This is a genomic window from Comamonas aquatilis, assembly GCF_965139575.1.
Classification (GTDB): Bacteria; Pseudomonadota; Gammaproteobacteria; order Burkholderiales; family Burkholderiaceae_C; genus Comamonas; species Comamonas aquatilis.
In genome coordinates this window covers 85,768-109,976 of record NZ_CBCSIW010000012.1, presented here as the reverse complement: position 1 = coordinate 109,976, position 24,209 = coordinate 85,768, and the positions used below count along the sequence as shown (strand labels likewise).

Annotated in this window: 21 protein-coding genes and 2 tRNA genes; 15 read left to right on the top strand and 8 right to left on the bottom strand. The window is 62.6% G+C overall.

Features of this window, described 5'->3' with window-relative positions; all coding sequences use genetic code 11:
- Window positions 1–23 precede the first annotated feature (23 nt).
- The 5 genes from ACNAZA_RS14745 (at window position 24) to ACNAZA_RS14725 (ending at window position 5,939) form a co-directional block, all read left to right on the top strand.
- Window positions 24–1,499: an NAD-dependent succinate-semialdehyde dehydrogenase gene (locus ACNAZA_RS14745; RefSeq protein WP_415797293.1), complete on the top strand. Its 1,476-nt coding sequence runs from the start codon at window positions 24–26 to the stop codon at window positions 1,497–1,499.
- Between the two features lie 162 nt (window positions 1,500–1,661).
- A complete protein-coding gene (locus ACNAZA_RS14740) occupies window positions 1,662–2,663 on the top strand; it encodes a Bug family tripartite tricarboxylate transporter substrate binding protein (RefSeq protein ID WP_120971272.1) in 1,002 nt (333 codons plus the stop codon).
- An 11-nt stretch (window positions 2,664–2,674) separates the two neighbouring features.
- A complete protein-coding gene (locus ACNAZA_RS14735) occupies window positions 2,675–3,631 on the top strand; it encodes a hydroxyacid dehydrogenase (protein WP_415797292.1) in 957 nt (318 codons plus the stop codon).
- Window positions 3,632–3,672: 41 nt separating this feature from the next.
- The gene (hpaI, locus tag ACNAZA_RS14730) at window positions 3,673–4,482 is read left to right on the top strand and encodes a 4-hydroxy-2-oxoheptanedioate aldolase (protein WP_120971274.1); all 810 of its coding nucleotides are present in this window, start codon (window positions 3,673–3,675) and stop codon (window positions 4,480–4,482) included.
- 2 nt (window positions 4,483–4,484) lie between these two features.
- Entirely contained in the window at window positions 4,485–5,939 is a 1,455-nt protein-coding gene (locus ACNAZA_RS14725) for an FAD-binding oxidoreductase (protein WP_415797291.1), read from the top strand.
- Between the two features lie 85 nt (window positions 5,940–6,024).
- Here ACNAZA_RS14725 and ACNAZA_RS14720 read toward each other — a convergent pair whose 3' ends face one another.
- Entirely contained in the window at window positions 6,025–8,208 is a 2,184-nt protein-coding gene (locus ACNAZA_RS14720; protein WP_415797290.1) for a hypothetical protein, read from the bottom strand.
- A gap of 264 nt (window positions 8,209–8,472) precedes the next feature.
- Here ACNAZA_RS14720 and ACNAZA_RS14715 point away from each other — a divergent pair, with 264 nt between their 5' ends.
- From ACNAZA_RS14715 to ACNAZA_RS14695, 5 genes are all read left to right on the top strand, one after another.
- Entirely contained in the window at window positions 8,473–9,216 is a 744-nt protein-coding gene (locus ACNAZA_RS14715; protein WP_415797289.1) for a GntR family transcriptional regulator, read from the top strand.
- Window positions 9,213–10,007: a 3-hydroxybutyrate dehydrogenase gene (locus tag ACNAZA_RS14710; protein WP_415797288.1), complete on the top strand. Its 795-nt coding sequence runs from the start codon at window positions 9,213–9,215 to the stop codon at window positions 10,005–10,007. The genes ACNAZA_RS14715 and ACNAZA_RS14710 overlap by 4 nt, the downstream gene beginning before the upstream one ends.
- A 90-nt stretch (window positions 10,008–10,097) precedes the next feature.
- On the top strand, window positions 10,098–11,411 hold the full coding sequence (fahA, locus tag ACNAZA_RS14705) for a fumarylacetoacetase (RefSeq protein WP_415797287.1): 1,314 nt from the start codon (window positions 10,098–10,100) through the stop codon (window positions 11,409–11,411).
- A gap of 93 nt (window positions 11,412–11,504) precedes the next feature.
- Complete coding sequence (locus ACNAZA_RS14700; protein WP_415797286.1) at window positions 11,505–12,629, top strand: SPOR domain-containing protein; 1,125 nt, start codon at window positions 11,505–11,507, stop codon at window positions 12,627–12,629.
- A 157-nt stretch (window positions 12,630–12,786) separates the two neighbouring features.
- Window positions 12,787–13,131, top strand: a complete 345-nt coding sequence (locus ACNAZA_RS14695; protein WP_415797285.1) for an I78 family peptidase inhibitor — start codon at window positions 12,787–12,789, stop codon at window positions 13,129–13,131.
- A 68-nt stretch (window positions 13,132–13,199) separates the two neighbouring features.
- Here the strand turns inward: ACNAZA_RS14695 and hemW are convergent, their stop codons facing one another.
- The 4 genes from hemW to ACNAZA_RS14675 all read right to left on the bottom strand — a co-directional run bounded on the left by hemW (window position 13,200) and on the right by ACNAZA_RS14675 (window position 17,251).
- The gene (gene hemW / locus ACNAZA_RS14690; protein ID WP_415797284.1) at window positions 13,200–14,444 is read right to left on the bottom strand and encodes a radical SAM family heme chaperone HemW; all 1,245 of its coding nucleotides are present in this window, start codon (window positions 14,442–14,444) and stop codon (window positions 13,200–13,202) included.
- 146 nt (window positions 14,445–14,590) lie between these two features.
- The gene (gene rdgB, locus ACNAZA_RS14685) at window positions 14,591–15,190 is read right to left on the bottom strand and encodes an RdgB/HAM1 family non-canonical purine NTP pyrophosphatase (RefSeq protein ID WP_415797283.1); all 600 of its coding nucleotides are present in this window, start codon (window positions 15,188–15,190) and stop codon (window positions 14,591–14,593) included.
- A gap of 124 nt (window positions 15,191–15,314) precedes the next feature.
- The gene (locus ACNAZA_RS14680) at window positions 15,315–16,220 is read right to left on the bottom strand and encodes a PP2C family protein-serine/threonine phosphatase (RefSeq protein WP_415797282.1); all 906 of its coding nucleotides are present in this window, start codon (window positions 16,218–16,220) and stop codon (window positions 15,315–15,317) included.
- Complete coding sequence (locus ACNAZA_RS14675) at window positions 16,217–17,251, bottom strand: serine/threonine protein kinase (RefSeq protein ID WP_415797281.1); 1,035 nt, start codon at window positions 17,249–17,251, stop codon at window positions 16,217–16,219. Before ACNAZA_RS14675 ends, ACNAZA_RS14680 begins: the two co-directional genes overlap by 4 nt.
- Before the next feature lie 89 nt (window positions 17,252–17,340).
- Between ACNAZA_RS14675 and ACNAZA_RS14670 the strand changes: the two genes are divergently transcribed.
- The 5 genes from ACNAZA_RS14670 to ACNAZA_RS14650 all read left to right on the top strand — a co-directional run bounded on the left by ACNAZA_RS14670 (window position 17,341) and on the right by ACNAZA_RS14650 (window position 22,965).
- Complete coding sequence (locus tag ACNAZA_RS14670) at window positions 17,341–18,234, top strand: YicC/YloC family endoribonuclease (RefSeq protein ID WP_415797312.1); 894 nt, start codon at window positions 17,341–17,343, stop codon at window positions 18,232–18,234.
- 42 nt (window positions 18,235–18,276) lie between these two features.
- The gene (gmk, locus tag ACNAZA_RS14665; RefSeq protein WP_415797280.1) at window positions 18,277–18,906 is read left to right on the top strand and encodes a guanylate kinase; all 630 of its coding nucleotides are present in this window, start codon (window positions 18,277–18,279) and stop codon (window positions 18,904–18,906) included.
- Window positions 18,907–18,924: 18 nt separating this feature from the next.
- Window positions 18,925–19,128: a DNA-directed RNA polymerase subunit omega gene (gene rpoZ / locus ACNAZA_RS14660; RefSeq protein WP_120971288.1), complete on the top strand. Its 204-nt coding sequence runs from the start codon at window positions 18,925–18,927 to the stop codon at window positions 19,126–19,128.
- A 104-nt stretch (window positions 19,129–19,232) separates the two neighbouring features.
- The gene (locus ACNAZA_RS14655; protein WP_120971289.1) at window positions 19,233–21,488 is read left to right on the top strand and encodes a RelA/SpoT family protein; all 2,256 of its coding nucleotides are present in this window, start codon (window positions 19,233–19,235) and stop codon (window positions 21,486–21,488) included.
- A 133-nt stretch (window positions 21,489–21,621) separates the two neighbouring features.
- On the top strand, window positions 21,622–22,965 hold the full coding sequence (locus ACNAZA_RS14650) for a lytic murein transglycosylase (RefSeq protein ID WP_415797279.1): 1,344 nt from the start codon (window positions 21,622–21,624) through the stop codon (window positions 22,963–22,965).
- A gap of 163 nt (window positions 22,966–23,128) precedes the next feature.
- On the opposite strand, the gene greB is transcribed toward ACNAZA_RS14650, so the two are convergent.
- The 3 genes from greB to ACNAZA_RS14635 form a co-directional block, all read right to left on the bottom strand.
- Window positions 23,129–23,689, bottom strand: a complete 561-nt coding sequence (gene greB / locus ACNAZA_RS14645) for a transcription elongation factor GreB (RefSeq protein WP_415797278.1) — start codon at window positions 23,687–23,689, stop codon at window positions 23,129–23,131.
- 91 nt (window positions 23,690–23,780) lie between these two features.
- Window positions 23,781–23,857 (bottom strand) — tRNA-Arg (locus ACNAZA_RS14640).
- A 188-nt stretch (window positions 23,858–24,045) separates the two neighbouring features.
- Window positions 24,046–24,122: transfer RNA gene (locus ACNAZA_RS14635), tRNA-Arg, on the bottom strand.
- Window positions 24,123–24,209 lie beyond the last annotated feature (87 nt).

Below are 24,209 nucleotides of genomic sequence, written 5' to 3'. Positions count from 1 at the left end.
ACATTCTTAATTTCCCCCACGCCATGCCTTTGACTCTTTCGCGCCCCAACCTGCAACGCAGCACCCATTTCATCGCCGGCCAATGGCAGCGTCCCGAAGTCGGCCCCAGTTTCGATGTCACCGATCCGGCCACCGGTGCCGTAATCACCTCCATTCCCGACGCCGACGCCGCCGTCGCACGCTCCGCCGTCGATGCCGCCCATGCCGCCTTTCCCGCATGGCGCAAGACACCGGCCAAGCAGCGCGCACAGATTCTCAAGCGCTGGAACGATCTGGTGCTCGCACATCAGGAAGACCTGGGCCGACTGATCTCGCGCGAGCAGGGCAAGCCCCTGGCCGAAGGACGCGGCGAAGTCAGCTATGCGGCCAGCTACATCGAGTGGTTTGCCGAGGAGGCCACACGCGCCAACGGCGAAGTGATTCCTGCGCCGGTCCCGGGGCGGCGCATGTTCGCGCTCAAAGAGCCGGTGGGCGTGGTCGCCGCCATCACGCCCTGGAATTTTCCAGCGGCCATGATTGCGCGCAAGATCGCGCCGGCGCTGGCCGCTGGCTGCACCGTGGTCTGCAAACCCGCCGAGGACACGCCTTTGACTTCGCTGGCACTGGTCGCTCTGGCGCAAGAGGCCGGCGTGCCCCCCGGAGTGCTGAACATCGTGACGGCATCGCGAGAGCACACGCCGGAAGTGGTCGATGTCTGGCTTGACGACGCACGCGTGCGAAAAATCACGTTTACCGGTTCGACGCCTGTAGGCAAGCACCTGGCACGCCGCTCGGCCGACACGCTCAAGAAGCTTTCTCTGGAGCTTGGCGGCAATGCACCCTTCATCGTGTTCGAAGATGCCGACCTCGAAGCAGCCGTCGAAGGTCTGATGGCTGCCAAGTTCCGCAACGGCGGTCAGACCTGCGTCTGCCCTAACCGCGTGTTTGTGCACGAGGCCGTGCACGATCGCTTTGCCGCACTGCTGGTGGCCAGAGTTTCCGCGCTGCAGGTCGGCCCGGCCAGCGATCCTGCCTCGCAAATTGGCCCCATGATCAATGCGCGCGCCGTCGAGAAGATCGAACGCCATGTGCAAGATGCCGTGGCGCGCGGTGCTGCCGTGCTCACCGGCGGCACGCGCCTGCCTGCGCTCGGCGCCAACTACTTCGCCCCCACCGTGCTGACGGGCGCAGACGCCAGCATGGCCTGCGCCAGCGAAGAAACCTTCGGCCCGATTGCACCGCTGACACGTTTTTCCGACGAAGCCGAAGTCATCGCCCAGGCCAACGACACCCCATTCGGACTCGCCGCCTATTTCTATTCCAACGACACACGCCGTATCTGGCGCCTGGCCGATGCACTGGAAACCGGCATTGTCGGCATCAACGAAGGCGCGCTGGCCGCCGAGGCCGCACCCTTTGGTGGCGTCAAGGATTCGGGCTACGGCCGTGAGGGCTCCACCCATGGCCTGGACGACTATCTGCACACCAAATACGTCTGCCAGGGCGGGCTGGACGCCTGAAGCCGGCGGCCCGTGCGCCCACCCTCACCTGGATGCAAAGGGGAAGCCAAGACCACAGCCAAGCACTGAGATCAACGCAGGGCCCGCAGCATGGAGCGGGGCCCTGCGCACCCGGGGTACTGCCCCATGCCGTAAGAGCAATCACAACAGGAGACAAGCACCATGAATTCTTCCACCTCTTCCCGCTTCAGCCGCCGTGGCCTGCTACTGTGCGCCGCAGCCCTGGCTTGCCCGCTGGCCGCGCCGCTGGCCCATGCCCAAAACGCCTACCCCGCCAAGCCGGTCACCCTGCTCGTACCCTACCCCGCCGGAGGCGCCAACGATGCGGTAGCGCGCCTCATCGGCCTGAAGATGGGCGAGGACCTCAAACAACCCGTGGTCATAGACAACCGGCCCGGCGCGGGCACGACCATCGGCACCGCGACAGCAGCCAAGGCCCAGGCCGACGGCTATACCCTGGTGCTGGGCTCGCTGGCCAGCCATGCCGTCAGCCCCCACCTGTACGCCCGCCCCGGCTACGACGCGGTGGCCGACTTCGCGCCCATAGGCATGATCGGCGTGGTGCCCATGATCCTGGTCGTGGCCCAGGACTCGCCCTACACCAACCTCAAGTCCCTGGTGGAAGCGGCACGCAAGCAGCCGGGCCAGCTCAACTACGGTTCCTCCGGCAACGGATCGCCCTTGCACCTGGCCGCCGAGCTGTTCAAGCAGCGCGCCCAGCTGCAGATCAATCATGTGCCCTACAAAGGCGGCAACGCCCACACCATGGACCTGATGGGCGGGCGCCTGGACATGATCCTGGACACCTTGACCAGCGCCTCGCCGCTGCTCAAGAGCGGCAAGGTGCGCGCCCTGGCCGTAGCCTCGGCATCGCGACTGCCCGAACTCCAGAATGTGCCCACCTTCGCCGAGGCCGGCTACCCGGGCTTCGAGGTCAACGCCTGGTATGCGCTGTACGCCCCGGCCAAGACCAGCAAGGAAGTGCTGACGCGCCTGAACACCTCGCTCACCCAGGTGCTCAAGCTGCCCGAGGTGCAAGAAAAGTTCGCCTTGCTCGGCGTGCGCACCCGGCCCGGCTCGCCCCAGGAGCTGGCCAGCTTCACCACCGACGAATGGAGCCGCTACGGCAAGGTGATCCAATCGGCAGGCATTCGCATCGACTGAGCTCCGCCCCCATGTCCCCACACTTCCACGTTCTAGTCACCGCGTCGCACTGGGCCGAGCCTGCGCAGCGCATCATCCAGCAGGCCGGCGGCCAGTTGCATTTTCTGCCCGGCAGCCTCAGCGAAGACGCACTGGCCGCGCGCCTGGCCGAGACCGGCGCGCAGGCCATCGTGCTGCGCGGCTCTGCCCCCATCACCGACCGTGTGCTGACAGCGTCGCCGGCGCTGCGCATCGTGGCCAAGAACGGCGCCGGCGTGGACAGCGTGGACCTGGAAGCGGCGCGCGCACACGGCATTGCCGTGGCCGTGGCACCCGGTGCCAATGCCGGCGCAGTGGCCGAGCATGCCCTGGCCCTGATGCTGGCGCTCACGCGCCAGCTGCCGCAGCTGGACCGCATGGTGCGCGCCGGCGAATGGGCCGGCAGCACCTGGCAGGGCCGCGACTTCCGCGGCGCGACGGTGGGCATCGTCGGCTACGGCAGCATAGGCCGCGCGACTGCGCAGCTGGCCAGCGCCCTGGGCGCCAGAGTGCTGGTGCTGCGGCCTCAGGGCCAGGCCGACGGCTTTGCCACCGAGGCCGAGCTGCACCGCCTGCTGCCCCAACTCGACATCCTGAGCCTGCACTGCCCGCTGACCGAACGCAGCCGGGGCCTGATCGGCGCACGCGAGCTGGCCCTGCTGCCGCGAGGCAGCCTGCTCATCAACACCGCGCGCGGTCCCGTCGTGGACGAGGCCGCACTCATAGACGCGTTGCGCAGCGGCCAGCTCGGCGGCGCCGGCCTGGACACCTTCGATACCGAGCCCCTGCCCGCCACCCACCCACTGGCAGCACTGGCCCAGGTGCTGCTCACCCCTCATGTGGCCGGCGTGACGCGCGATGCAGGCCTGCAGGTCGCCACCATGACTGCGCGCAACATCGTGGACCATCTGACCCACACCGCACTGCCCGCCCTCCACCGGGTCGCCTGAGGCGCTTTTGCGCCCGACCTTCACCTCCACCAAGCGATCACATGCCCGCAAACAACCCCTTCAAGGCCGCACTGGCCGTTCAGCAGCCTCAGGTCGGCCTCTGGCTTTCCATGGCGGATCCCTACATGGCCGAAGTCAGCGCCAGCACGGGTTTCGACTGGTTGCTGATTGACGGCGAACACGCACCCAATGACTTTCGCTCCACCCTGGCCGCACTGCAGGCCGTGGCAGCTCACAAGACACAGCCTGTGGTACGCGTGCTCCACGGCGACACAGCACTGATCAAGCAGTTGCTGGACATAGGCGCCAAGACCCTGCTGGTGCCCATGGTCGATACCGCAGAGCAGGCCCAGCGCCTGGTGTCGGCCACACGTTATCCGCCGCTGGGCATTCGGGGCGTGGGCAGCGCGGTTGGCCGCGCCTCGCAATGGAGCGCGCGCAGCGACTATCTCGATGTCGCCGACGAGGAAGTCTGTCTTCTGGTACAGGTAGAGACGGTAGCGGCGCTGGCCAATCTGGAAGCGATCTGCGCGGTCGACGGCGTGGACGGCGTCTTCATTGGCCCGGCCGATCTGGCCGCGTCCATGGGCTATCGCGGACGCCCCGGCCATCCCGAGGTGCAGGCCGCCATCGAAGCGGCGATGCGCACCATCAAGGCCTCAGGCAAAGCGGCCGGCACGCTCACCTCGGACCCCACGCTGGCCAGACGCTACCTTGAACTCGGCTGCACCTTTGTCGCAGTCGGCGTCGACTTGCTGCTCTACGCCAATGCCGCCCGCCGACTGGCTGCCGATTTTCTGGGCAAGCCGGCCGCACCGGCAATTTCCGCCGAAGCACGCGGAGCCTACTGAACATGACTGAAGTTTCCAAGATCTCCCCCACACAACTCCTCGAAAGTCTGCGCGCCATCGTCGGTGAAAAGGCCTGCCTCGATGCCTCGGCCGACATGCAGCCTTTCACCACCGACTACCGCAAGCTCTATCACGGCAAGGCCCTGGCGGTGGTGCTGCCGGCCACCACCGAGCAGGTCAGCGAAGTGCTGGCGCTATGCTCCCGCAACCACATCCCCGTCGTACCGCAAGGTGGCAACACCTCCCTCATGGGCGGGGCCGTGCCCGACGCCGCAGGTGATGCCGTGGTGCTCAATCTGCGCCGCATGAATCAGGTGCAGGAGATCGATAGCGTCAACGACACCATGACGCTGCAGGCCGGCGTCACGCTGCAGGCCGCACGCGCCGCTGCCGAAGCCGCCGGCCGCCTGTTTCCACTGCGCATAGGCTCCGAAGGTTCTTGCCAGATCGGCGGCAATCTTTCGACCAATGCCGGCGGTACGGCCGTGCTGCGCTACGGCAATATGCGCGACCTGACCCTGGGCATCGAGGCCGTGCTGCCAGATGGACGCATCTACTCCTCGCTGCGCGGCCTGCGCAAGGACAACACCGGCTACGACCTCAAGCAACTGTTCATTGGCTCCGAAGGCACGCTGGGCATCATCACTGCCGCCGTGCTCAAGCTGATGCCGCTGCCCAGCGCCACGGCGGTGGCATGGGTCGCCGTGAAAGACCCGCATGCGGCAGTTCAGCTGCTGACCGAGGCCAAGCGCATTGCCGGCCAGGCGGTCACGGCTTTTGAGCTGATTTCAGGCCCGGCGCTAAGCCTGGTGCTGGAATCCATGCCGCAGTGGAGCGCCCCCCTGCCCGAAGCGCACGACTGGATGGTGCTGATCGAGTTGAGCTCGGGTGGCGATGCCCAGACTCTGGATGCCACGCTGATGCGCATCCTCGAGGAAGGCATGGCTGGAGGCCTGATCAACGACGCAGCCGTCGCGGCCAGCATCGCCGATGCCCAGGCCTTCTGGCGGTTGCGCGAGGAGATTTCAGACGCCCAGACGCGCGAGGGCGGCAGCATCAAATGCGATATCTCCATTCCTTTGTCCAAGGTGGCGGACTTCATCGCGCAAGCATCGGCCCAGGTGCTGGAGATGGCACCCGACGCACGCATGGTGATCTACGGGCATATGGGCGATGGCAACGTGCACTTCAACCCCTTGCGCCCCAAGCATGCTTCTGCTGCGCAGTTCCTGTCAGAACACTATGTATCCGTCTCGCGGGCGGTGGACGGACTGGCGCACCAGCAAAATGGCTCCATCTCGGCCGAGCACGGCATAGGCGTGGCCAAGCGCGACAACCTGCTGCTGTGCAAGACACCTGTGGAGCTGGAGTTGATGTGGCAGATCAAGCAGGCGCTGGATCCGAAGAACTTGCTCAATCCCGCCAAGGTGCTGCCGGCTCCAAGCGCCGCGTCGTAACACTGCGGGCTCCGGCCGCTGGGGCCAGTGCAAAAAGCGGAGCCTGCGACTATCCGCCGACTCCGCTGCAGGAGCGCTATCGCCCCTATTGGCCTGCAGCCTGAACTGGCGCGGCCGATTCCTGCACCTTGGCCGGCACGTGCGGCCAGTTTGGCGAAAGCATGCCGTCCAGCCAATGCATGCGCCAGGCCAGCAGAGCCACCATCACGACCAGACCCAGCACGCACAAAGCGTTGCGCAGGCCATGGGTGTCTGCATAGGGATCTGCATAGTTGCGCTTGGCATTGCCCGGCACCTTGGCCGTTTGCGACAGGCTGCGGCCCAGGCCCAGATTGATGTTCATGCGGCCGTTTATGGCCCAGCCGCTGGCATCCAGAATCGGCCCCAGGCTGCGCTGGCGCAGCTTGAGCCAGGCGATCAGCATGCTGGGCCCGGAAATGGCCAAAATCATGCCCAGAATGGCGACGGGAATCCAAGGGCCTAGCTCGATGAATTTGCCAAAAATCCCGACGATCACGGCGCTCAAAGAGCCCAAAGCCACGCCAATGGCGGCCACCGTACCGACATCGGTTTTGCGCGGGGGCGGAGCAAGATCCTTGGGCGCCGTCACCAGCTTGGCTGCGTTGTTGCTGAGGCCGGCGTTGACGACATCGTTCTTGGCGGCAGCGTGCTTGGCCACCTGCTCCTCGATCATGCGCACAAACTTCTTGTAGGGCGAGAAAAAGGCCTGACCAATGCTGGTCGGGTTGTCAATGAGCTTGATGATGGTGGCATCCCAGTCATTGCCCGCACGGTCGTAGAACACGCCGTTGCGCCCCACAAACAGAAAGTCCACATCGCCGGCCGTAAAAGCGGCAACTATGGTTTTCTTCACCCCTGCACGCTTGCATTCGCAGTAAGCCAGATAGGTCTTGGCCATGGCGGCCAGCACCGAGTGGGAAGCGGCGTCGGCCACTTCCACCGTCAAATCGCAGCTGCGGCCATCCAGGAACAAGGTGCCGGCCTGAAATGCAGCCCCCTCACGGCGGTAAAAGCTGGAGAAGGAGACAAAGTTGTTGAGCAGCGGCAGCAGATCGCGCTGCAGGCGAATCAGCTTTTCCAGCGCGACGGCCTGCAGGCTGTGCTCTTTCTCGGCATCATCATGGTCAAGCAGCTCCGTCACGGCCGCTTGCAGCCCGCCATGGAGCAGCGCATGGATTTCGGCTTCCGCCAAGGTGCCCAGCGGCGTGGCCGGGCAAGATGCCAGCCATTGCTGGCAATGGGCCAGCGTGGCCTTGAGTTCTTCCCACTGCGCCTCGGTCAGCGCGCTCAGCGCATGGCCAAACACCGGGGCCACGGCCTGCTCGCGCAAGGTCTGCAAGGCAGTCGCCCAGGCGGGGTTCACGCCATGCACCAGCGGCAGGCTGCGCTCGCCGCTCACAGCGGCCAGCGGAAGCGCTGCCAATCCTGCAGAGCTGCTGCTCAGTACCTGGGCACCCAGGGCTGCATAGCCTTCTGACGTGGGGTTCAGCGCTGCCAGGGCATTGGCGTCGAACTCCACCAGGCGGGTACGGGCAAAAAAATCGTCCACCTTGGCCTGTACGGCGTTGACGGCCTCGGCCGCCGCCAGCGCCAGCGCGCGAGGCTGCAACTGGCATCCCAGTTCGGCAGCCAGCGCAAACCAGGCTTGCAAGGCCTGCACATCGGCAAAAAAAGCCTCGACCTTGCTGCGATCAATACCGGGTACGCCATCACAACCCTCGACGGCGCCATAGCTGTCCTGAATACGGGCAATCAATGCCGCCAGCGCTTCGTCACCGTCTGCCGTGGCGGCCGAGATCACGCCATCGCCATTGAAACGCAGCGCCTGCAATGAAGCCAGGCGCTGCTGCACCTGGGCCAGCGTCAGCGAAGTGGCCTCGGGGCAGCCCGCCAGCGCCAGCACACGCCTGGCCTCGGCCAGCAGCAAGACGCCTTCTTCGGTCTGGTCGTTGATGCTGGACAGCTGCAGCACGTCGCCCCCATCGGCCAGCACCTGCGGATCGCGCACGCGGGCCACGGCCCACTCGCAAGCAGCCACCAGTTCGGGCGGGCGGATGCGACCGTCCTTGCTCTCGTCAATCAAGTCCAGCGTGGCGCTGTCGAACTCAATGCCCCGGGTAGGGCAAGCCAGCGCCACCCACAACTTCTGATCCAGCTCACCCAGATGGGCAATGTCCTGCCCGTTGCGGATGACGACCTGATCCACCTCACCGGCGCGGAAAAACTGCCACGCGTACTGCTGCTGCATGAAAACCCCAACTCCTCGGGCGCATATCGCCACTGAAAAAGCATGTTGCTGCACGTGCAGATTACATACTTAGCTATCAAAAACGTAGAGTTTAGAATTCTTTGCGACCCTGAAAATGGTGACATTTGTCAATTGATGCAGCCAGACTGGCCTTTAATCTTTGCCACGAAGTCCCCTGCGTGCGGGAAGGCCTTGTAGTCATGCGAAAATAAAGTATCTTTTTAAGCACTTTATTTATTCATCCACTTCATCCTCGCTCTGCCTATGCCACAGCCCACGCCCCCCGTTGCAAGCGCCCAGACTCGCGACAAGCTGTATTTGCAGCTGGCACGTCTGTTTCGCAACAAGATCACGACCGGCGAATGGGGTGTGGGCCAAAGCATTCCCACGGTGGAGGAGCTGGAGGATTTGCACAAGGTCTCGCGCACCACGGTTCGCATGGCCGTGCATGCACTGGTCGATGAAGGCTTGCTGGAAACGCGCAAACGCGGCGGCACCCGGGTGATGGGCCAGCCTTACAAGCCGCCGTCCTTTCTGCTGCCCACCAGCTGGAAGGAACTGGTCGCCTTTGGCGAGCAGATTCAGCAGACCACGCTGCGCACCATCAAGGATTCCGTGCCGCCGATTCCGTCCGGTTTCCCGCTGCCCGGCGAGATGGCCCCCGCCTATGTACATCTGCTGCGCGTACACACACATGGCGAGGATCGCTTCTGCCTCTCCGAGCTGTACCTGGAGCAAACGCTTTACGCCCAGATCCATCCCCAGCTCCAGCACGCCACGCTGGCCCAGGCCCTGGGCAGCCATCCCTCGCGCATTGCCACGGCACGCCAGCACCTGAGCGTGGCCCCGGCCGATGAGCTGATTGCCCAGCATCTGAGCGTGCAGCTGGGCACGCCGCTGATGCAGGCGCTGCGCTGGGCCTGCAATCCGCAGGGGCTGATCATCTACTGGGCCAAGGTGCGCTTCATCAGCGAGTACGTGCACATGGAAATGGACTTGCTCAAATGAACGACCGTCCCCACACCGGCCGCGTGGCCTGGGTCACCGGCTCCACCAGCGGCATTGGCTGGGCCATCGCGCAGCAGCTGGCCAGCGACGGCGCCGCCATTGCCCTGCACGGCCGCTCGGCCGCAGACGAGAAAACCGATACTTTGCTGGCCGAGCTGCAAGCCCTGGGCGTGCCCGCCCGCTACTACGCATTGGAGCTGAGCCAGGGCGAGGCCATTGCTCCGCTGGCGGCGCGCATTGCCGCCGAGCTGGGCAGCGTGGACATTCTGGTCAACAACGCCGGCATGCAGCACGTGGAATCGGTGCTGCAGTTTCCGCCAGCGCAATGGAACGCCATGCTGGCCGTCAATCTCTCGGCGCCGTTTCACAGCATTCAGGCCTGCGCGCCGGCCATGCTGGCCAAGGGCTGGGGTCGCATCATCAACGTAGCCTCGGTCAGCGGCCTGGTGGGCGTGGCGCGCAAGCCCGCCTATGTAGCCACCAAACATGGGCTGATCGGTCTGACCAAGTCCGTAGCCCTGGAGCTGGCCACCACGCCGGTGACCTGCAATGCGATCTGCCCCGGCTGGGTGCTGACCCCGATGGTGCAGGCGCAAATCGATGCCCTGGCCCGGCGCGAGGTGCTGGACGCCGACACCGCCTCCAGCCGGCTGTTGGGAACCAAGCAACCCTCACAGGCTTTTGTGACGGTGGAGCAGGTGGCCTCGCTGGCCAGCTACTTGGCCAGCGACAACGCAGCCCAGGTACGCGGCGCCCACTGGAACATGGACGGAGGCTTTGCCGCCGCCTGAACGACAACAACAATCAAATCAATAGCTTAAAGCGCATATGCAACAAGCGCTTCAGGCCGATTTCACGCATATCAATCCTAGGAGACAACAATGGCTTTGAACGAAACCCATGACCCCGCCCTGCAAAGCTGGGTGGCATCTGCCAACACCGGCAGCAGCGACTTTTCCATTCAAAACCTGCCGTTTGCCGTATTCCGCCGCAGCGGCAAGAACGAAGCCTTCCGTGGCGGCGTCGCAATTGGCGATCAGGTGCTGGACATGGCCGCCGTGCGCGATGCCCAGGCTCTGGGTGCCGAAGTGCAAACCCAGGTCGAGGCCGCAGCGCAAGCCCAGCTCAACGCATTGATGGCCATGAGCCCCGCCCAGTGTTCGGCCCTGCGTCTGGCTCTGTCGCGCGGCCTGCGCCTGGGCTCTGCCCAGCAAGCCGCTCTGCAGGCCTGCCTGGTGCCCCAGTCGGAAGTTGAATACACCGTGCCTGCCAGGATCGGTGATTACACCGACTTCTACACCTCGGTCCATCACGCCACCAATGTGGGCAAGCTGTTTCGCCCCACCAATCCGCTGATGGAAAACTACAAGTGGGTGCCTATCGGCTACCACGGCCGCGCCTCCAGCATCCGCATCTCGGGCGTGGATTTTCACCGTCCCAACGGCCAGCTCAAGGCTCCCGACGTCGATCCCGTGCTCAAACCCTGCAACCGTCTCGACTATGAGCTGGAGATGGGCATTTACACCGGCCAGGGCAACCACTGGGGCGATGCCATTGCCATTGAAGCGGCCGAGAACCACATCTTCGGCCTGTGCCTGCTCAACGACTGGTCGGCCCGCGACGTGCAGGCCTGGGAATACCAGCCGCTGGGCCCGTTTCTGTCCAAGAACTTCGCCACCAGCATCTCGCCCTGGATCGTGACGCTGGAAGCGCTGGCCCCCTATCGCACGGCCTTCACCCGCCCGGCCGAAGACCCCCAGCCCCTGCCCTATCTGAGCTCGCAGGCCAACCGCGAACAGGGCGCGCTCGATGTGCAGCTCACCGTCGCCATTCAGACGCCCCAGATGCGTGCAGCCGGCCAGCCAGCCGCCCAGATCACCCAGACCAGCTACCGCCACGCCTACTGGACCATGGCCCAGCTGATGGCCCACCACAGCGTCAACGGCTGCGATCTGCAGCCCGGCGATCTGCTGGGCACGGGCACGCTCTCCGGCCCCACCACGTCCGAAGCCGGCGCGCTGCTGGAAATCACCGAAGGCGGCAAAAAGCCGCTGACCCTGCCCAATGGCGAAACCCGCACTTTTTTGCTGGACGGCGATGCGGTGGTCTTTACCGGCTGGTGCGAAAAGCCCGGTGCCGCCCGCATAGGCTTTGGCGAATGCCGCGCCACCGTGCTGCCTGCGCGCCAGGCCTGACGGCCTTCAAGCCTTGAAAGAAACGGCGCAACACCGGTTTTTTCAAGGCTTGCCGCAATACCTGCGGAGATATCTGCATGCCACAATTGCGGCATGTTTGCCGCCTCGGACCCATCTTCAGCCCCCGCACTGGCTCCGGCCGATGCCGCCGCCCCTCCTCATGGCAACAGCCGCCTGCCGGCCTCGGTGGCCGGCGCATTTGCGGCGGCGGCTTACTCCATGCAAAACGAGTTGAACCGCAGCCAGCTGGGCGATGACACGCAGCCGGAACCGGCAGCGGCAGAGACCGGCTTGCTACCCCGCCTCTATGCCAGCCGCCTGGGCAAACACTCGGCCGACTACTATCTGCGCCAGTTTCAACGCTTTGATGCGCTGAACCGGGGCCTGCCCAGCTGGAACATGGCCGCCGCCTGCTTCACCCTGGCCTGGTGCAGCCTGCGCGGCCTATGGCGCCAGGCAGCCTGGTATCTGCTGGCCGTGCTGGCCACGGCGGCCCTGTGGCTCTGGGGCTTGCGCCCCTTGATGCCGGCCACCATGGGCTATGGCCTGGCCGGCGCACTGTGGCTGCTGGCCATGGCTGTTCCGGGCTTGATGGGCAATAGCTGGTACTGGCGCAAAGTGCGTGCCCAGACCCTGGAGGCCGTGAGCAGCAGCGCCACCGTGGCCCAGGCCCACGCCCAACTGGCGGCGCAGGCCATCACACCAAGACAGCAAGCTCTGGCCCTGCTGGTACTGGCCTTGCCGCTGGCTGCAGCTGCCGGAGCAGGCCTGGCACTGCTGCCACAGCCCATGAGCAGCCCTGCGACAACACCCACACCCGCCATCGCCCCGCCGCCACCGGTCGCCCAGCCAGAAATCCCTGCTGCGCCCGTCATTCCCGAGGTGCCAGCGACACCCGCAGAGCCAAGCGAGGAGGTATTGCCCGCGGAGCCCCCGGCCGCCGAGCCGACTCCCAGTGCCGCCAGCGAAAACACAGGGCTTGAACCCGGCCGCTTTTACGTGAATGTGGGCACATTCTCAGATCCGGAAGAAGCGGGCCAGGCCCTGGCCTTGCTGGAGAAATCCAAGCTGCCGGCCCTGGTTCAGATCTTGCCCAGCAACAAAGGCGATGTCAGCCGCATTCGCTCAGGCCCGTTCAACAGCCAGAAGCGGGCTGAAAGAGCGGTTCGCAAGCTCAAGCCCCTGAAGCTGCAAACCAGTGTTTTTCAGCACGAATAGGCATCAAACCATTTCTAAATAAACGTTTCAAGCTCTTATATTAATAGCAAATTATTTGCAAGAGCTTGCACTTTGCTTAACCTGCTTACCCTAAGCAAGCCGATAGCGGTGCTCAGTCGCGCTATGGTGTGCGCAGAACAACGACGATGCCCTCACCATGCCCGCTGCAAATACCCCATCCTCCCGCCTGAGCCTTGGCACGATAGGCACGCTCAGCCTTGCCCTGCTGCTGTCCGCCTGCGCCGGCACCGGCGGCCCTGTCGGCAATACGACGTCCACGCCCGCACCACGCCCCACGCAGATCTGCAACGCGCAGGCTGTGCAATCGTTCGTCGGCCACAACACGGCAGCCTCCACCCTGGAAACAGCCCGCAAGAAATCGGGCTCCTACATGGTGCGCGTGCTGCGCGAGAACCAGCCCGCCACCATGGAATACAACCAGGAGCGGCTCAACGTCATCACCAATGAGGCCGGCAAGATCATCGCCCTGCGCTGCGGTTAAAGAGCGCAAGCACCCATCAAAAAAGGACGCATCACGCGTCCTTTTTTTTTGGATTCTGCCGATATGACTCACGTCGCCAGAAACAGCTCCTGCAGGTCATTGAGGAAGTCAAAGCCGCGCTCGGTGGGCACGACACGCCCCAGATCGCGGGTGATCAAGCCCTTGGCATGCGCCGCGTCCAATCCCTTGGCAATGGAGGACATGGGCAGGCCGGTGCGCTCCATAAAGGTCTGCAGGGCAAAGCCTTCGCGCAGGCGCAAGGCATTGAGCATGTATTCAAACGGCAGATCTGCGCGCTTAACCTCGCTGTCCTGGGCCAGCGGCGTGCCGGCCAGCGCCATGTCCATATAGCGGCTCGGGTCACGAAAACGCACCTGGCGAGCTATGCGGTGGGCAAAGCTGAGCTTGCTGTGTGCGCCGGCGCCAATGCCCAGGTAGTCGCCAAACTGCCAGTAATTGCGGTTGTGAAAGCACTGGTGACCCGGCTTGGCATAGGCCGAGACCTCATAGCGCTGCATGCCCGCTGCGCCGGTGCTGGCGGTGATCAGATCCAGCATGTCGTAGGCCGTATCGTCCTCGGGCACCACGGGTGGATACTTGGCAAAGTAGGTGTTGGGCTCGATGGTCAGGTGGTAGATGGACAGGTGCGGCGGCGCAAACGAGAGCGCGGTATCCACATCGCGCTGCAGATCCGCCAGCGACTGGCCGGGCAGCGCATACATCAGATCGATGTTGAAGGTCTCGAAATTGTCGGCAGCCTCGCGCACCGCAGCCTGAGCCTGGGCCGCGTCATGCACCCGGCCTACCGACTGCAGAAATCGGTCATCAAAGCTTTGCACACCGATGGACAGGCGGCTCACCCCCGCAGCACGGAAAGCCTTGAAGCGGTCTTTCTCAAAGGTGCCGGGGTTGGCCTCCATGGTGATTTCGCAATCGGGCTCCATACGCAGCCTGGCCCGCAAACCGGCAATCAGCTTGTCTATGCTTTCGGGTGAAAACAGGCTGGGCGTGCCGCCGCCCATGAACACGCTGTGCACCGTGCGCCCCCAGATCAGCGGCAGCGCGCTTTCCAGGTCGGCCATCAGGGCGTCGATATAGCGATCCTCTGGCAAGGCCGCCGCGCCGCCCTTGCGATGCTCATGAGAGTTGAAATCGCAATACGGGCATTTTTTCAGGCACCAGGGCAGGTGCACATACAGCGACAGCGGCGGCAAACTGCCCAGCTGCAGCGTGCCGGGGCGCATGTAATGCTGAATATCGCGCTGAACGGCGACTTCAGCGGCATCAGTGGTGTGGGGCTGTATAGGAATCATGGGGAATAGTTCTCGACAGAACCGATGCAGCACAAACTGGCACGCCCCAAGCCAGAGATGCCAAGCAAGGGCCGCCCCGCAGCGAGGGCATCGTCCCCCTCCCGAAGAGAGAGGGGGAAGCCGCAAAGCGGCTCAGGGGGACTAATTTATAACCAGCGCTCTCGCACCATGGCCAGCATTTTCTGCGAAGAGCGGCCGCGATGGCTGTGCGCATGCTTGACCTCGGGGCTCATCTCGGCAAACGTCATGCCCACTTCAGGCAGGTACATCACGGGATCAAAGCCAAAACCCTGGCTACCACGGCGCTCGGTGGTGATCAGGCCTTGCACGCGGCCCACGGCGATCAGAGGCTCGGGATCCTTGGGCGAACGCACAGCGACCAGCGTGCTGACCATGGCCGCGCGGCGGTTCTCCACGCCTTGCAGCTGCTCCAGAATCGCCAGCACATTGTTGTCGTCGCTTTTCTCGTAACCGAACTGCGTGCAGTAGTAAGCGGTATCCACGCCGGGCAATCCGCCGAAATGCTCCACGCACAGGCCAGCATCGTCCGCAATCGCGGGCAGACCGGTGTGCTCGGCGGCAAAACGCGCCTTGGACAAGGCGTTTTCCACAAAGGTGCCGTAGGGCTCGGGCGCTTCGCCTTCAAACAGGTCGCCCTGGCAAATCAGTTCCACACCCAGGGGAGCAAACATGGCCTGGAGTTCGGCCAGCTTGCCGCGATTATTGGAGGCCAATACAATTTTCATGATAAAAATTCACGCAAGCCCAATTAAAGAGTGCGCATATAGCTATAAATTAAATAGCAGATCACAGTCTGCGCACCGGCAGCACTGGCGAGCGATGACAGGCTGCGGGCAGCGAGTCTGCGACTCAGGATCTGACTTTTTGCCGCTCTGCAGAACGGCGAATGGCTTCATTGATCTCGGCGATTGAGCGTTCAATGGCCTCGTCATTGAGCTCATCCTCGCACGCATCGAGCGGCCCCATCTGTATCGTGGATTCAAAACCCGACACATCAATCTCCTGGGTGGAGACAGACGAGGGCTCACTGACACTGGGCGTTTCCCACTCCATGGCAAGAACGGTGACATTGTCGCTGGAATCACCGGCACGGCGCAGCGCAGCCTCCACCAGCGCCGGCACGGACTTGGCCACCGGCTGCTTTGCCAGACACTGCAGCATCTCGTGCGTCTGCACGCTGCTCCACAAGCCGTCCGAGCACAGCAACAGCTGATCGCCCTGCTCCAGCGGCCTGGAATCGCTCAGGTCATAAATCGGCTTGGAGGGCGAACCCAGGCAGGTGAAGAGCACGTTGCGGTTGGCCTGGTTGACCAGGCTGGACACTTCGCGCATCTCGGAATAGGAATGATCACGCGTGCGCTCCAGCAACTCGCTGCCGCGCACCCAGTACAGACGGGAGTCGCCGCAGTGAATCCAGGTCGCCACACCATCTTGCACCACGGCAGCCACCAGCGTGGTGCGCGGCGTATCTACCATGCTCTTGCCGCTGGCGTAACGCAGTATCTGGCGATGGGCCTGCAAAAGCGCCTCCTCCAGAAAAGCCCGCGGGTCGTCCAGACCGGGCCGGGCTTTTTTCTGAAAATGCACCGACACCACCTGCAGCGCTATCTGGGCCGCGACCTCCCCTTCGGGGTGGCCGCCCATGCCATCGGCCAGCACAAACAGCGCGGCATCCCGCGTGTAGCTGTAGCCCATGCGATCTTCATTGATGACACGTCCGCCACGGCGGCTGAGCTCGAATACCGAGAACTTCATGGTTTGCGCCCATTGGCGTCAGCCCCCGGCAAGGCGCCGGAGCCACTGATCTTTTGTATGTTTTTCTTGGCGTCGTGCACCAAGGTATCCAGCTGCAGGCGCATGCGCTCGGCCACGCTGAGCTTGGTGAAACGGCGCTCGCCTTCTCGGCTCAGCTCTTTTTGCAGCGTGAACACGGACTGGGGGCGCGACAGCGGGTCCATGGCCATGCACCACTCCACCACCTCGATGAGGTTGTCGGAATAGACACCGCGCAGCTTGCCGAAAGCCATCGACAGCCGGTCTTTCTCCTGGCGCTGCGGCGCTTCATTGGGCGGTATGCCCTGCATGCAGGCGTAGATGCAGGCGCCGATGGCATAGATATCCGTCCAGGGCCCCAGGGTGGTGTCGCGCCGATACATCTCGGGCGCAGCAAAGCCGGGGGTATACATGGGACGGATGAAGTTGCCTTCCTTGGACAGCACTTCGCGCGCCGCGCCAAAGTCGATCAAGACGGCTTTGTCATCCGGGGTGATGAAGATATTGGCCGGCTTGATGTCCAGATGCAGCATCTTGTGCTGGTGCACAATGCGCAGCCCGCGCAACACCTCGTCGAACAGCGAACGGATGGTGGACTCGCGAAACACCTTTTCCGTCTTGAGCTCTCTGGCCGTGACGATAAAGTCCTGCAGGGTGGCCCCCTCCAGGTAGTTCATCACCATGTAGACGGTTTCGTTTTCGCGAAAAAAATTCAACACGCTCACCACGGAGGCATGTGAAATCTGGGCGAGCGAGCGCCCTTCCTCGAAAAAGCTCTTGAGCCCGAGGCGGTATAGCGACAGTTTTTCAGGGGCCACTATCGGCTGCAGCTCGCCCGGGGCACGGGTAGCTAGCGAAGCTGGCAGGTATTCCTTGATTGCGACCTGATTGCCCTCGACATCAAGAGCCAGGTAAACAATGCCGAATCCCCCCGAGGACAGCCTGCGCACCACCCGGTAGCCGCCAATTGTGCTGCCAGACGGCAAAGGCGCTGGCTTGATCTTTGTAGACATTTTTTACCGGTAAACCTCAAGGATGATGCGAAACCCGGATAATCGTGCAATTGCAAGCATCCATCAAAAGTCCAATGCCAGTTTACAGCATGACCGGATACGCCAGTGCCCAGCACGGCGCCTCCGTTGAGGGTGGTCAAGTGCCACAGGCCAGCAGCCGCCTCGGCCTTGAGATCCGCGCGGTCAACAGCCGCTTCCTGGATTTGTCCTTCCGCCTGCCCGACGAACTTCGCGCCCTTGAACCGGCGCTGCGCAGCCTGCTGACCGCGCGCCTCAAGCGCGGCAAGGTCGAGGTTCGTGCCGCCATAGACAGCAACGACAACCAAGCCCTCTCCACTCCTTCGGCGACCCAGCTGCAACGCCTGGTCAACCTGCAGGATTCCATCCAGGCCTGGTTGCCCAAGGCCCGCGAGCTTTCCGTCGCCGACGCTTTGCGTCTGTGCTCCGGCAGCAGCGGCCCCGCCAACGACTGGAGCGAGATCGCTCCGGCCCTGGCCGAGCAAGCCGTGACCGAGTTGCTTGCCGCCCGGGCACGCGAAGGCGAACGCCTGGCCGTCATGCTGCTCGATCGCATCAAGCAGCTGCGCGAACTGGCCAAAACCGCCACGCCTCTGGTACCCCTGCTTGTCGAGCAGCAGCGCCAGAAGTTTCTGGAGCGCTGGAAGGAAGCCATGGCGCTGAGCGAAGGTACGGCATCGCCGGAAGTCGCTCAAGACCGTGCACTGACCGAAGCCACCGCCTTTGCCATCCGCATCGACGTGGCAGAGGAAGTGACCCGTCTGGGTTCGCACCTGGACGAGATCGAGCGCCTGCTCAAAAAGGGCGGAGACATAGGCAAGCGCCTGGATTTCCTGATCCAGGAGCTGCACCGCGAAGCCAATACCCTTGGCTCCAAGTCCGCCACACTGGAGTTGACCCGCATCAGCGTGGACATGAAAGTGCTGATCGAGCAAATGCGCGAGCAAGTGCAAAACATCGAATAAGCCCAATTACCTCTGCGTAACCACCACCCTACGCAAAAAGTCATGGACCATCCCGGAAATCTATTTGTCGTGTCGGCACCCAGCGGTGCCGGCAAATCATCGCTCGTGCGCGCTCTGCGCGAATTCGACGCCCGCGTCTACCCTTCGGTCTCCCACACCACGCGCCCGCCGCGTGGCCAGGAGAAACACGGCCGCGAATACTATTTCGTGCCCGACTCGGAGTTCGACACCATGGTGGCCAATGGCGCCTTCGTGGAATGGGCCAATGTGCACGGGCGCCGCTATGGCACTGCCAAGAAGTCTCTGGAAGAACGTATCAAGGACGGCACTGACGTGCTGCTGGAAATCGACTTCCAAGGCGCTTTGCAGGTCAAGCAGGCCTTCCCCAATGCCATTTTGATTTTCATCCTTCCCCCCAGCTGGGATGAACTGCGCGCTCGCCTGGAAAACCGTGGCGAGGACGCTCCTGAAGTCATCGAGCTGCGCCTGAAAAATGCAGAGCAGGAGATGGCTCAGGTCGCAAAATTCGACTTCGTTATAATCAACGAACTGTTTGAGGCCGCTCTCTTTGATCTGAAGGCGATTATTCACGCCCAGCGCCTCAAATATGCGGCCCAGCGGCGTGTACGCGCCGACACCTTCGAGTCGCTCAATATCCCTGAATCCAACTGACCGTACCCGGAGAACTTGATGGCACGCATCACTGTAGAAGATTGCCTGGAGAAAATCCCCAATCGCTTTCAGCTCGTTTTGGCCGCGACCTATCGCGCCCGCATGCTCAATCAAGGCCACACGCCCAAGATTGAGACGAAGAACAAAGCTGGCGTTACTGCTCTGCGCGAAATTGCCGAAGGCAAGGTCGGCGTGGAAATGTTGAAGAAGGTACCAGGCTAAGTTGTTGCATTGCAGCACCACAGCGCACAATAAAGCACCGCTTGACGGTGCTTTTTTGTGCCTGCAAGTTTGCACTCACCGCTTGCACGCTACATTTAAGGCATATGACAGCGGCCCAGAACTCGATCACTGCTCCTCCTACCCCGGCACAGGCCAAGCCTCAGCGCATGTCTGCTGAGCAAGCTGCCAGCGTGTCCGCTGCTGCATTTGCGGGCTTGATGGAGCAATTGGGTTATCTGGATCTGGACAGCGCGAACCGAGTTCACCAAGCCTATCTGTTCGCCGACAAGGCTCACAGCGATCAGTGGCGCAGCAGCGGCGACCCCTACATCACCCATCCAATTGCAGTCACCAGCATCTGCGCCAACTGGAAGCTCGATGCCCCAGCCCTCATGGCAGCACTGCTGCATGACGCCATGGAAGACTGCGGCGTCACCAAGGCCGATCTGGAAGAGCGCTTTGGCGAGGATGTGGCCGAGCTGGTCGATGGACTGACCAAGCTGGACAAGCTGCAGTTCAATACCCGCGAGGAAAACCAGGCCGAGTCTTTCAGAAAAATGCTGCTGGCCATGGCCCGCGATGTGCGTGTCATCCTCATCAAACTGGCTGACCGCTCCCACAATATGCGCACCATGGGCGATATGCCACGCGCCAAGTGGGGCCGTATCTCGTCTGAAACGCTGGAAATCTACGCCCCGATTGCCCATCGCCTGGGGCTGAATCAGACCTACCGCGAACTGCAGGATCTGGCGTTCAAGCATCTTCATCCCTGGCGCTACGCCACGCTGGAGAAAGCAATCAACCGCTCGCGCACCCGTCGCCGCGACCTGGTGCAACGCGTGCAGGAAGAAGTCAATGCGGAATTTGCCCGTCGCGGCATGCATGTACGCCTGATTGGCCGCGAAAGCACGCTGTACTCCTTGTACCAGCGCATGCTCAAAAGCCAGCTGAGCTTTGCCAAAGTCACCGATATCTACGGCTTTCGCATCATCGTGCCGCAGACACTGGACTGCTACACCGCCCTGGGCGTGCTGCACCAGAAATACAAGCCCATGCCGGGGCGTTTCAAGGACTACATCGCCATTGCCAAGAGCAATGGCTACCAGTCGCTGCACACCACGCTGGTCGGCCCCTCCAGCGTGAACATAGAGTTCCAGATCCGCACGGAAGAGATGAATATCGTGGCGGAAGCTGGCGTGGCAGCCCACTGGCTGTACAAGGCCCAAAAGGGCAGCGACTCCGAACAGCTGAGCACCCAATGGCTGCAATCGCTGCTGGATATCCAGAACGAGACGCGCGATGCCTCCGAGTTCTGGGACCACGTCAAGGTCGATCTGTTTCCCGACGCCGTCTACGTGTTCACGCCCAAGAGCGAGATCATGGCCATGCCGCGTGGCGCCACCGTGGTGGACTTTGCCTACGCCATTCACAGCAAGATCGGCAACCGCACCACGGCGGCCAAAATCAATGATGAGGAAGTGCCGCTGCGTACCGAGCTCAAGAGCGGCGATGTGGTTCAGATCATCACCTCCGAGACGGCCACGCCCAATCCGGCCTGGCTGGGCTTTGTGAAGACGGGCCGCGCCCGCTCCAAGATTCGCTCCTATCTCAAGAACGCAGCCCAGACGGAAGCCGGCCAGCTGGGCGAAACCCTGCTGGCGCAGGCGCTGCGTGCCGAGGGCATTGATGCCATCCCGCTCCAGGACGATGCCAACCGCGCAGTCTGGGATGAAATCCTGCGCATCACCGGCAACCGCACCCCCGCCGATCTGATGGTGGACATTGGCATGGGCCGCCGCATTGCCTCGCTGGTTGCGGCGCGCATGACCACCGCAATGACCAAGCAAGGCGTGCGCCCCGATGCCTTGCTGATCACGCAAGAGCGCTTCAACACCAGCAACCGCCCCTTCCAGGGCGCCGTCACCCTCAACGGCGACGAGAGCAGCACGGTCCATTACTCACACTGCTGTCGCCCCGTACCCGGTGATCCCATTCTTGGCTATCTGGGCGGCCAGGGCCTGATCGTTCACCATGCCCAGTGCCACAACGTCATCAAGCTGCGCGAAAAGGATGCCGAGCGCTTCATTACGGTGGACTGGGCCGATGATGTCACCCGCCTGTTTGAGTCGGGCATTGTGGTGACGGTGCAGAACAACAAAGGCGTGCTGGCCCGCGTGGCGGCAGAACTGTCCAACGCTGAAGCCGACATCGTCCGCGTGGAAATGACCGACGAAGCCGCCATGGGCACCACCGACCTGTGCTTTGTGATTGCGGTCAATAACGCGCAGCAGGTGGAAAATGCGCTGCGCAATTTGCGCCGCGTGCACTCCGTGCTCCGGGCCTCTCGCATCATTGCCTGAACACTGCGGTTCCCCCTCCGCCACAAGCCGCTTTGCCAGCCAAAGCGGCTTTTTTACAATTTTCTGCGACTGATCGGCCTCATCCCACAGGCCCGAAGCCATGGGCAGGCAGCGCGCGGGCGACAATGTTTGCATGCCCCAACTCGCTTTTCCGCCCCAGCTTTTCTCCACCCGCTCATTGGCACTGGCGGCTGCCGTGGCAGCTACTGTGTTGGCGGGCTGCGCCAGCAGACCTGAGCCCCAAGCCACTCCAACCCCTTCCAGCACAGCCAGCACCTCGTCGGCCGCTACACCGACCGAGAGCACAGCGTCAGCGGCAAGCACTTCGCCAACCGATGAGCCTCGCCTGCGGGCCCAGGACTTTGAGCGCTGGAAAGCTCAGTTTCTGCCCCAAGCGCTTGCTGCAGGCATCAGCCAGGCCACGGTCAACGCGGTGTTGGCCCAGGCAAAGCTACGGCCCAGCATCGTCGGACTCGATCGTGCACAGCCCGAATTCACCCGCACGCCCTGGCAATACCTAGACAGCGCGGTCTCTGCGCTGCGCATCAAGAACGGCCGCACCAAGCTGCAGGAATATGCCGCCCCCCTGCAAGCCGCCGCCAAGCGCTACGGTGTTCCCGCACCAGTGGTTGCTGCCATCTGGGGCATGGAGAGCAACTACGGTAGCAACTTCGGCAACTTCTCCACGGTGGATGCACTAGCCACCCTGGCCTTTGAAGGCCGGCGGGCAGAATGGGCACAAAAAGAGCTGATCGCCGCGCTGCGCATCATAGACAAGGGCGACATCGACGCCGCACACATGCTGGGCTCCTGGGCCGGCGCCATGGGCCACACCCAGTTTCTGCCTTCCGTGTTTTTGCAGTATGCCGTGGATGCCGATGGCGACGGCCGCCGGGACATCTGGGGCTCCATGGCCGATGTGGCAGCCTCCACCGCCAACTATCTGGCCCATTCGGGCTGGAACAGCAACGAGCCCTGGGCTGTAGAAGTGCGCCTGCCCGCCGGCTTCGATTACGCCCGCGCAGATATGTCGACTCGCCAGAACAGCAGCGACTGGGCCGCCGAAGGCGTACAAAGCATGAATGGTCAGGCCCTGCCCAGCATGGCGGGCGCCAGCATCATTGCGCCCGCAGGTGCGCGCGGCCCCAGCTTTATGGTGGGCAGCAACTTCAAGGCCATCCTGCGCTACAACAACTCGGTCAACTATGCACTGGGAGTGGGCCTGCTGTCTCAGCAACTGGCTGGCAACGGCGGCGTGCAGGCCGACTGGCCGCGCGATCTGGCCGCGCTTTCGCGCGATCAGACATTAGCGCTGCAAACCGCACTCAATGCTCGCGGCTTTTCTGCCGGCGCTGCCGACGGCGTCATGGGCCCAGCCACTCGCGCCGGTCTGCGCCGCTTCCAGCAAGCCCAGGGCCTGGTTGCCGATGGCTATCCCACGCTGGAGTTGCTGCAGCGTCTTCAGTCCGCCAACTGATACATACACGACAGCAAAAACAATAGCTGTCTGCGCTTGATATTCATAGATATCACACACGAACAATGCTGATACCTTTGAATAATTAGCGCTAGCAGCTCCTCAAATGAAAGCGCCGCATGGGCTTGAACTCGGGCGGCGCTTTGTTTTGTACGGTTCAACTCTAGTCGGAAGACGCTGGATAGCTCACTTCCAGGATTTCCAGCATGCGCACACCGGCAGGCGTGGGCAAGGCCACCTCATCGCCCACCCGCGCCTTGAGCAAGGCTCGGGAAACCGGCGCAATCCAGCTGACCTGGTTCTGGGCGCTGTCGGCCTCGTCAATACCCATGATGGTGATGGTGCGCTCCACGCCTTCATCATCCACATAAGTCACGGTCGCACCGAAATAGACCTGATCGCTGCCCGCATGCACGGCGGGGTTCACGACTTCGGCAATTTCCATGCGCTTGGTCAGAAAGCGGATGCGTCTGTCAATTTCGCGCAGACGCTTTTTGCCGTACAGATAGTCGCCGTTTTCGGAGCGATCGCCATTGCTGGCAGCCCAGTGCACGATTTCCACGATCTTGGGCCGCTCGTTGTCGATCAGATCCAGCAGCTCGGTCTTGAGGCTTTGATAGCCTGCGGGCGTGATGTAGTTCTTGCCGCCTGCGGGCAACGGCGGCAGCGCGCCGACCTCGTCGTCTTCGTCGCCGTCTGATTCTTTGGTAAATGCCTTGCTCATGGGGCAATCTTCACACAGAACCGCGATGGCGGCACCCAAGCAGGCAGGAACGAAAAAGCCTCAGAACTTTTCAGTTCTGAGGCTTGTCGTTTGGTGCGGCTGGCAGGAATCGAACCCACGACCCCTTGGTTCGTAGCCAAGTACTCTATCCAGCTGAGCTACAGCCGCTAAGCCACTATTGTAACGCGCTTTTGAAGCCCGTTTTGAAGAAACTCAGCATTTCTTCCAATAGACAAAAAATTTTAGAAGACTAAGAAGTAAATCCAGCTTCAGCAGACATGCAAACCAAGGCTCTTCAATTGGAGACTGCAGAAACGAAAAACCCTCAGAACCTTTCAGTTCTGAGGGTATGCGTTTGGTGCGGCTGGCAGGAATCGAACCCACGACCCCTTGGTTCGTAGCCAAGTACTCTATCCAGCTGAGCTACAGCCGCCAAGACTCGAATTATATACACAAAATTCGACCCAGGAAGAAAATACACAAGAAAATGAAAAAGAGGCGCAAAGAGCTCCGGGTTCTC